The sequence below is a fragment of the Gelidibacter sp. genome, assembly GCF_039916245.1.
GTDB lineage: Bacteria > Bacteroidota > Bacteroidia > Flavobacteriales > Flavobacteriaceae > Gelidibacter.
The window spans coordinates 1-8,975 of the sequence record NZ_JBDSLS010000059.1 but is presented as its reverse complement, the minus strand read 5'-3'; the positions used below and the strand labels follow the sequence as shown (position 1 = coordinate 8,975).

The following is an 8,975-nucleotide window of genomic DNA, read 5'->3' as shown; positions in this document are numbered from 1 at the left end:
CTGATATTCTCTTCAACGATATATGAAAAATCCAAGGAGGACAAAGAAACTAAAACCTGATCTTTTTTGAGAATAAAACAGGGAATCATCGGTTCAATACCTTTGCCCTTAGCAACCATAGTGCCTGGATCTTCTGGATGATTGAAGGATTTCACGAAAAGTGGAATTTCCTTTTGCTGCAAAGGTTGTAATGTTTTTGGATGGATGACGGAAGCACCATAAAACGCCAATTCAATAGCTTCACGATACGAAATCCTATTCAGCAATTGTGCGTTTTCAAAATAACGGGGATCGGCATTTAAAACGCCTGGAACATCTTTCCAAATGGTCACATTTGCAGCATTTAGGCAATAGGCAAAAATGGCGGCGGTATAATCACTGCCTTCGCGACCTAAAGTGGTGGTGAAATTATTGGCATCACTTCCCAAAAAGCCCTGAGTTACATTCAAAACAGAGGTATTGAATTTAGAGGTGATGGCCATTTGCGTTGCTTCCCAATCCACGTTGGCACGTCGGTAATAATTATCTGTTTTGATACACTCACGAACGTCCAGCCAATTGCTGGTAATACCAACCAAATTAAGATATTCATTAATAATTACCGTCGAAACCATTTCGCCGTAGCCAATCGATTGGTCATAGACAAAGTTATAATCTGGCGATTTATTCCGGTCAAAAAAACTGTGCAACTCATCAAACAAAAGAGCTACTTTTTTAAAAACAGGATGTGATTCTTCAAACAAATCCAACAAAATAGCCTCATGATATGTTTTGACATTGCGCAGTGAGCTCTGCAATTCACTTTTATTATGAAAGTAATTGCCAACGACCGTTTCTAAGGCATTGGTAGTTTTTCCCATAGCCGAAACGACTATCAGCGTGTTTTCAAAGCCTACTTTTCTTAGAACCTGTTCCAAGTTTTTAACGCCCAAAGCATCTTTAACCGACGCTCCTCCAAACTTAAATACGTGCATCTTCTAATTTGGCTATATAGTTTTTAATTCCGGTTTCGGTCAAGTGCACCACATCCCAATCGCGTTTGACATCCGCACCTTTCTTTTCATAAAATTCGATGGCAGGTTCATTCCAATCCAACACGTCCCAACAAATGCGTTTAACGCCCAATTGGTCGCCGTATTGCACCACTTCATCCAAAAGCGCTGTTCCCAAGCCACTGCCTCGCATTTTTTCGCTCACAATCAAATCTTCCAAATGCAAAATTTTACCTTTCCAAGTAGAATATCGGCTGTAGACTAAAGCGATGCCTTCTACTTTTCCGTCTACTTCAGCCACAAAACATTCAAAGGCAGGATTTTCGCCAAAGCCATCGTTTTGCAAATCAGAAACTGTGATTTCAACGGCATCGGGTTCCTTTTCAAAAACTGCCAATTCGGTAATTAAATCAAGCACTTGTGGCATATCTTCGCGAACTGCCCATCTAATTTTTAAATCCATCATAAAAAAAATTGTGTTCAAAGATAACGCAAACTAAAAAAATTAAAGCCGTTAAAGTTTCACGAAAACGTTGTAGTTCGTTAAAAAAAACGATATTTGTAGAAACAAATCCAAAATACTTCATGTTTCGAAAGCATCAAACTTTAGGTGAATTCATTATTGAAAACCAAGCGTCTTTTAAATATTCATCAGGCGAACTTTCCAGCCTTATCAATTCGATCCGATTAGCTGCTAAAGTGGTTAATTACGAAGTTAACAAAGCGGGCTTAGTCGATATTATTGGCACTGCAGGCGATGTTAATGTTCAAGGTGAAGATCAGCAAAAACTGGATGTTTACGCCAACGAAAAGTTCATCCAAACCATGACCAATAGAAATATTGTGTGTGGGATTGCCAGCGAAGAAGAAGAAGATTTTATCGCTATTAATAGTCAGGACGAAAAATTTCAGAATAAATATGTCGTACTTATTGATCCTTTAGATGGCTCATCTAACATTGACGTGAATGTCTCCGTTGGCACAATTTTCTCGGTTTATAGACGTGTCACGCCAATTGGAACGCCCGTGACGATTGAAGATTTTCTGCAACCAGGACATCAGCAAGTCGCTGCTGGATATGTGGTTTATGGCACCTCAACCATGTTGGTTTATACCACTGGTGATGGCGTCAACGGTTTTACGCTCAATCCTGCGATTGGCACCTTTTATTTGTCACATCCAAACATGCAATTTCCAGAAAATGGACGTATTTATTCCGTTAACGAAGGAAATTACATCCACTTTCCACAAGGTGTAAAAAATTACATCAAATATTGCCAAATGGAAGAAGACGACCGACCTTATACGTCGCGTTATATCGGCTCGTTGGTTTCTGATTTTCATAGAAACATGATCAAAGGAGGCATTTATATCTATCCGAAAAGCTCCTTAAACTCCAACGGAAAATTACGTTTGCTTTATGAATGTAATCCTATGGCCTTCTTAGCTGAACAAGCTCATGGAAAAGCGAGCGATGGGTTTCAACGTATTTTAGACATTCAACCGACTGAACTTCACCAACGCGTTCCTTTTATCTGCGGCAGCAAAAACATGGTCGAAAAATGCGAGGAGTTTATGCAGAAAGCTCAGGCTGATAATTCCAAAAAATAAACTTAGAAAACTCTAATTTAAAAAGCACCAAATTTCAAAAAAGTTTCGGAAAACCAATTGGTGCAATCCGACAAATAAGTATTTTATAAAAAAAACTGCTTCAGTGCCGTTTTATATTCGGGTGAAGCAGGATTTGCTGTAATTGGTTAATAGCACTGTAAAAAATTTCTAATTTTTAACATCGTTTAGTAAAAACTACGATTAGCCCAAATATCTGTATGAAGGGCAAAAAGCGATCAAAAAAATCGATGAAGTACAGCTTTAGAATGGAGTTTATAAGTAGATCAAGTCCATAATAAAAACACCGACAAAATGCAGCCAAAAAAAAACCCTGCTTCAGTGCCGAACCATTATCGGGAGAAGCAGGATTGTATATAATTGATTAATAGCGCTGTAAAATTGCAGTTTTTTATTGAAATATTTTATAAAAAACTATCATTAGCAGAAAAATCTGTATGAATGGTAATGGCTGTTCAAAAAGTCCGATAAAATGCATTATCACAAAATACCGGTGACCTTTTCTAACTGTATTTCACTTTTCTTAAAATACGCAAAGACTCTTTATATTTCCCATACAACTCTTGGCTGAAATCCTTTAAAAAGGGTTTGGCTTCATTAAGCTTTTCAACAGCATCATGAAATAAATTGAGATAACAGATAAGATAAGTTGCTGGTAAATTTTTTAAATCCTGTTCTTCATTAGCATTAAGCGGCTGTTGTTTTTTGAGTTTTTCTAAAATAGCATTGTTAGTATTATAAATATGATGCAATACTTTTTTATCATACTGTGGCGCTTCAAAAAGCAATTTCGTCACTATATGATAGGTGGCATTATTGTTAAACGTTATGCGAGTTTCCTCCAAAGGATAATATTTATAATTGTTTTGCAAGCCCAAGCTCACATACTCCACAATATTAAAAGCGTCCTCGTCATAGGTAATGGTGACTTCATCCAAGGTCGAAAAAAACAACCGCACTTGCTCATTGACGAGTTCAATATCAACTCTGCTAAAAAAGACTTCATCTTTATAAACCTTTTTCTGCCCGGCCCAACAAAGCACAAAATATTCCTTAAAAACCAAATATTGGGGACGATAGTCTTTCTGCTTATTTAAAAAATAGAAAACGCCGTCGAGCGTATGTTGAATGTTATTTTGCGAGTGCTTTTCAATAGCTTCCACAATATTTGAATTGACATCTTTGATCTCAACATCAAAAACTTTGGGCATGCTGATACTTCCATCCCTAAAAAAGACGGAGCCACCATAATACTTCCAGATGTTCTTTTTTAAGGAGGTCAAACCCTCAATAGGCCGAATGGTCACCAATCCCACCACTTTATCATCCGGCAAATGCGGAAACGGGATATTCTCATATTGCACAATCGGCGGATTGGTCAAATAGGCATTGATCAGATTCTGGATTTTGCTGTCATCAAAAAAATCAACACCTGTAATGCTGTTGTCTTCATCTTCGACACCAATAACGATATAAGAATTGTTTTTTGGATTACTATTCGCCAACGCACAAATGTGTTTTAAGAATTTCGCCTTTCCTTCTTTTTCACCAATATCAATCTGCCGCTTCCTGTCATAGAAACTGCTCTCATCATTGTGAGCCAATAGGTTTTTTATGAGAAGTCGTTTGTTGATCAAGACAAGGGATTGTTTATTCTTTATTACTATTTTTTATTCTTACTTGGGACTATTGATTATTCTCTATTATTATTATTTATTCCTACTCTGACGTATTAATAATTCTCTATTCCTATTATTTATTCTCACTCTTGTGCAAGATCTATTTTTCGTATCTAGTCGAATTTTGAACCACGACGTTCGGATTTTTTGAGGTAGTTGATGAATTTAGAAAGTTGGTCGAGGAGATTTTGAGCTTTATTATTTAAGACATGATAAGTTTCTTCAGAAATATGCTCCCTTCTATAAGCACGCAATAATTGTGCTTTTGACTCGCTGCAAGAACCTCTTGAATATCCCAGAAACATAATAAATTCTTTATTTCCACCTCTGCCGAAACCTTCAGCGATATTGTCCATTATCGAACCAGACGACCCATTGATTTGTTCCCTTAGTTTATAATCTTTTTGTAAAGATGTGTTTTGGATAATATTCCAAATATCATCGCAAAATAAAGTTGCTTCTTTATATACCTCCAAATCTTCAAATGAACTAAAATGTGCCATAGCGATTTAATAAATAATAAAAATAGACAATGAAAAAGGTCAATCCCCTTAATACAAAGAATTTCAAAGGATCCCCAAAATGGCACCTCAAAACAATGCCTTTTATTTAACCTATAAATCTTCTAATAATCTAAAACATTCAATAAATAATAAAAATAAAAAATAATCAATTGACTTTTTTAATAATTGTTGATGATGCCTGAGCCGTCGGAAACACCAACAAATCTGCTATATTCACATGCGCAGGTCTCGAAACGACGAAATAAATAATCTCTGCAATATCTTCGGGCTGTAATGCTTTGTAGCCTTTATAAACATTATCCGCAACGGCGTCGCCTTTAAAGCGCACTTGAGAAAATTCGGTTTCTACCAATCCTGGATTAATGGCACCAACTTTAATTCCGAACGGATTCAAATCGATACGCATCCCTTCCGTAATCGCTAACACTGCATGTTTGCTGGCGCAGTACACATTGCCTTTGGCGTACACTTCCTTTCCAGCAGAGGAACCAATATTGATAATATGCCCGGATTCTCTCGCGGTCATTTGCGGTATTACGGCCTTACTCACATATAACAAACCTTTCACGTTGATGTCCATCATGGCGTCCCAATCGTCGGTATCTCCCGTTTGAATGGGATCCAATCCGTGCGCATTCCCTGCATTATTGATTAAAATATCAATGGTTTTAAAATGGTCTGGCAACGACGCAATAGCTTCAAAAGTGGCGTTCTTGTCACGAACATCAAAATTCAAAGTGTGGACATCGGTGGTTTTCTCCAAGGCCTTTTTGATGGTGTCCAAACGATCTTGACGTCGGCCACATAAAATCAGGTTGATGCCATGTTTTGCAAATTCGTGTGCTGTTGCGCGCCCAATACCACTGGTGGCGCCTGTAATTAATGCTGTTTTTCTCATAAGTATTTGTCATTTCCGCCTTTCGACTATCGCTCAAGATAAACTTCGGCGGAAATCTTTTAATTTTAATTCATTTATAATTTTAGTTCTTGATTCTTATAAAAGCTTAGCTACGCTGATCCTTTGGATATAAGCCTTACTAATTACTATCCTGATAACTACTAGATGAAATTTTCTATTTTATGTATTCCAAATTTAGTTATTTATTTTAAGAGTAGTTCCGTTGATCTTATATGTATTACTTGGACGAACCTAAGATTAGTTCAGTTGCTGCTATTGGATTGGCTACGCCGAACCTGAGATTAGCTGCGCCGATCCTAAAGGATTAACTTCGTTAAACCTAAAGGATTCCTGCCTTCGCAGGAATTAATCTTAAAATAGTATTAAATGTGTCACACTTATGATGATAGGCCTCAACTTTTAACCAATCGTTAACAGCATTCCACTAAAAATTTTAACAATTTGCACTACTCAAAAAATCAGACCCTAATTTAAGTCTAAAATAATCCCTATTATGATGCAAGAAACAGTTGATATCAAAAGCATTAACGAGAAAATTGAAAGAGAAAGTGCATTTGTTGATTTGCTAACCTTTGAAATGAACAAAGTCATTGTTGGCCAAAAATATATGGTGGAACGCTTACTGATTGGATTGTTGGGACAAGGGCATATTCTGTTAGAAGGTGTACCGGGTTTAGCAAAAACATTGGCTATTAATACGCTTTCCCAAGCTATTGATGCGAGTTTTAGTAGGATCCAATTTACACCAGACTTACTACCTGCAGATGTTGTTGGAACCCTGATTTATAATATGAAAGTCAACGATTTCACGATTAAAAAAGGGCCGATTTTCGCAAATTTCGTCCTTGCGGATGAGATCAACAGAGCACCTGCCAAAGTACAATCGGCGTTATTGGAGGCGATGCAGGAAAAACAAGTGACCATTGGTGATGAAACCTATAAATTGGACAAACCATTCTTGGTCATGGCCACTCAAAACCCAATTGAGCAAGAAGGAACCTATCCACTTCCTGAAGCGCAGATTGACCGTTTTATGTTGAAAACGGTTATCGATTATCCAAAAATAGAGGAAGAGCAATTGATTGTTCGCGCCAATCTTAAAGGTGCTTATGAAAAAGTGAATGCTGTTGTTTCCATCGAACAAATTTTAAGAGCGCAACAAACGGTTCGTGAGGTTTATATGGATGAGAAAATCGAAAAATACATTCTCGATATCATCTTCGCTACACGTTTCCCTGAAAAATATAAACTTGCCGATTTAAAACCATTGATTTCCTTTGGTGCTTCGCCACGTGGTAGTATCAATTTAGCTGTTGCCGCAAAATGTTACGCGTTTATCAAACGTCGTGGCTATGTGATTCCTGAAGATGTTCGTGCCGTTGTGCATGATGTATTGCGTCACAGAATTGGAATTACCTACGAAGCTGAAGCCGAGAATATCACTTCTGTTGACATTATCAACAAGATCGTAAATGAAATTGAAGTACCGTAAATAAGTTGGCAGTCTTCAGTAAGCAGTCTTCAGTGCTTACTTGAAAATTGAAAAGCATTTCATATTTTGGACTGCCAACTGAAGACTGTATACTGCCTACTCAAAAAAAAATGGATACCAAAGAATTACTAAAAAAAGTACGCAAAATAGAGATTAAGACACGACGCTTGTCTGATCATATCTTTGGAGGAGAATATCATTCTACCTTCAAGGGTCGTGGTATGACTTTTAGTGAAGTGCGCCAATATCAGTATGGCGATGATGTCCGAAATATCGATTGGAACGTTACCGCAAGATATAACGAACAACATATCAAAATATTTGAAGAAGAACGTGAGCTGACAATGATGCTCATGGTTGATATTTCTGGTTCAGAATGGTTTGGAACTGAAGAACAGTTTAAAAACGAAATCATTACCGAAATTGCAGCAACTTTGGCCTTTTCAGCGACTCAAAATAACGACAAAATCGGATTGATTCTTTTTACGGATGGCATCGAATTATACATTCCGCCAAAAAAAGGACGCTTTCATGTGTTGCGCATCATTCGTGAGTTGATCGAATTTAAACCGAAAAGTAAAAAGACCGATATTGACGGTGCCCTAAAATTTCTATCTAGTGTAATGAAAAAGAAAGCCATTGTGTTTCTGCTTTCTGATTTTATTGCTGACGATTATAAGCAAACGCTTAAAATTGCCGCAAACAAACACGATATTACCGGCATACGTGTGTATGACAAACGTGAAGAAAATATTCCAAACTTGGGGCTTGTACAAATGCAAGACGAGGAAACTGGTGAATCTATATTGGTGAATACGTCTTCAAAAACCATGAGAACCAACTACGGTAAATACTACAACGACCGCGTGAGTTATTTTAAGGAAACCTTTACCAAATCGGGCGCTGGCGTGATTGACTGTCGCGTTGACGAGAGCTATGTCACAAAATTATTGGGCTACTTTAAACGCAGAGCTTAATCCATGAAGAATTTAAAATTAATAATGAAGCATTTCTATTTAGGTTATGGCAAAAGCTCATCGGTCGTCGGTCATCCGCCATCCGTCCTTTTGTCAATTTTTTTCTTTCTATTTTCCATTGTCTCTTTCGCTCAAGTCAAATCATCCGTCGATCCTACAAAAATTAAGATTGGTGAGCAGATGACCTATAAAATTGAAGTCGAAGCCGATACTACCGATTTAGTCATATTTCCGGAAGGTCAAACTTTTTCGCCGTTGGAAATGATCGAGTCCTATAAAATAGATACGACTAAAAACAAAGCGCGTTTCAACCTGATCAAAAAATATGGCTTAACGCAATTTGACTCTGGCAGTTACACCATTCCGAGGCAAAAAATCATCATTGGCACCAAAGAATACTTCACGGATTCTTTAAAAGTAGAAGTTAACAACATTCAGGTAGACTCAACAAAACAAGGCCTTTATGACATTAAACCTTTTATAAAAGTCGAAAAAAGCAGCAGCGATTGGTGGAAAACAGCCCTTATCATTTTGGCCATTCTTGCTATCATAGCCTTCTTAATGTATTGGTTTATCTGGCGTAAAAAACCGTTGACCGAAGAAGAAGAAATTGCACTTCTGCCACCCTACGAACGCGCAAAAATGGCGCTGAAGAAATTGGACGAATCCGATTATTTACAGCAAGCTGAACTCAAGGATTATTATTCTGAATTGACCTTTATCATCCGACGTTATTTGGATGAAAAAGTATACAATCGCGCTT

Annotated in this window: 9 protein-coding genes; 4 read left to right on the top strand and 5 right to left on the bottom strand. The window is 37.4% G+C overall.

The features are described 5' to 3' along the window. Together ABIQ28_RS03215 and ABIQ28_RS03210 are read right to left on the bottom strand one after the other, a co-directional pair. Window positions 1-974: aspartate kinase (locus ABIQ28_RS03215; protein ID WP_348035310.1), on the bottom strand; the 974-nt coding region annotated here is incomplete at its 3' end. Continuing rightward, window positions 961-1,455 carry a GNAT family N-acetyltransferase gene (locus ABIQ28_RS03210; RefSeq protein ID WP_348035312.1) on the bottom strand — a complete coding sequence of 165 codons (495 nt, stop codon included), beginning with the start codon at window positions 1,453-1,455 and terminating at the stop codon, window positions 961-963. The genes ABIQ28_RS03215 and ABIQ28_RS03210, both read right to left, overlap by 14 nt. A 122-nt stretch (window positions 1,456-1,577) precedes the next feature. Between ABIQ28_RS03210 and fbp the strand changes: the two genes are divergently transcribed. After that, entirely contained in the window at window positions 1,578-2,603 is a 1,026-nt protein-coding gene (gene fbp, locus ABIQ28_RS03205; protein WP_348035309.1) for a class 1 fructose-bisphosphatase, read from the top strand. A gap of 521 nt (window positions 2,604-3,124) precedes the next feature. On the opposite strand, the gene ABIQ28_RS03200 is transcribed toward fbp, so the two are convergent. From ABIQ28_RS03200 to ABIQ28_RS03190, 3 genes are all read right to left on the bottom strand, one after another. Continuing rightward, window positions 3,125-4,258, bottom strand: a complete 1,134-nt coding sequence (locus ABIQ28_RS03200; RefSeq protein ID WP_348035308.1) for an ATP-binding protein — start codon at window positions 4,256-4,258, stop codon at window positions 3,125-3,127. Window positions 4,259-4,413: 155 nt separating this feature from the next. Next, on the bottom strand, window positions 4,414-4,803 hold the full coding sequence (locus ABIQ28_RS03195) for a four helix bundle protein (protein ID WP_348035307.1): 390 nt from the start codon (window positions 4,801-4,803) through the stop codon (window positions 4,414-4,416). Window positions 4,804-4,969: 166 nt separating this feature from the next. Continuing rightward, a complete protein-coding gene (locus tag ABIQ28_RS03190; RefSeq protein ID WP_348035306.1) occupies window positions 4,970-5,722 on the bottom strand; it encodes an SDR family NAD(P)-dependent oxidoreductase in 753 nt (250 codons plus the stop codon). Window positions 5,723-6,239: 517 nt separating this feature from the next. Here ABIQ28_RS03190 and ABIQ28_RS03185 point away from each other — a divergent pair. The 3 genes from ABIQ28_RS03185 to ABIQ28_RS03175 form a co-directional block, all read left to right on the top strand. Beyond that, window positions 6,240-7,235 carry a MoxR family ATPase gene (locus tag ABIQ28_RS03185; protein ID WP_348035311.1) on the top strand — a complete coding sequence of 332 codons (996 nt, stop codon included), beginning with the start codon at window positions 6,240-6,242 and terminating at the stop codon, window positions 7,233-7,235. A 110-nt stretch (window positions 7,236-7,345) separates the two neighbouring features. Beyond that, a complete protein-coding gene (locus ABIQ28_RS03180) occupies window positions 7,346-8,212 on the top strand; it encodes a DUF58 domain-containing protein (RefSeq protein ID WP_348035305.1) in 867 nt (288 codons plus the stop codon). 3 nt (window positions 8,213-8,215) lie between these two features. Continuing rightward, window positions 8,216-8,975 (top strand): BatD family protein (locus ABIQ28_RS03175; protein ID WP_348035304.1); only part of this gene is annotated, 760 nt, incomplete at its 3' end.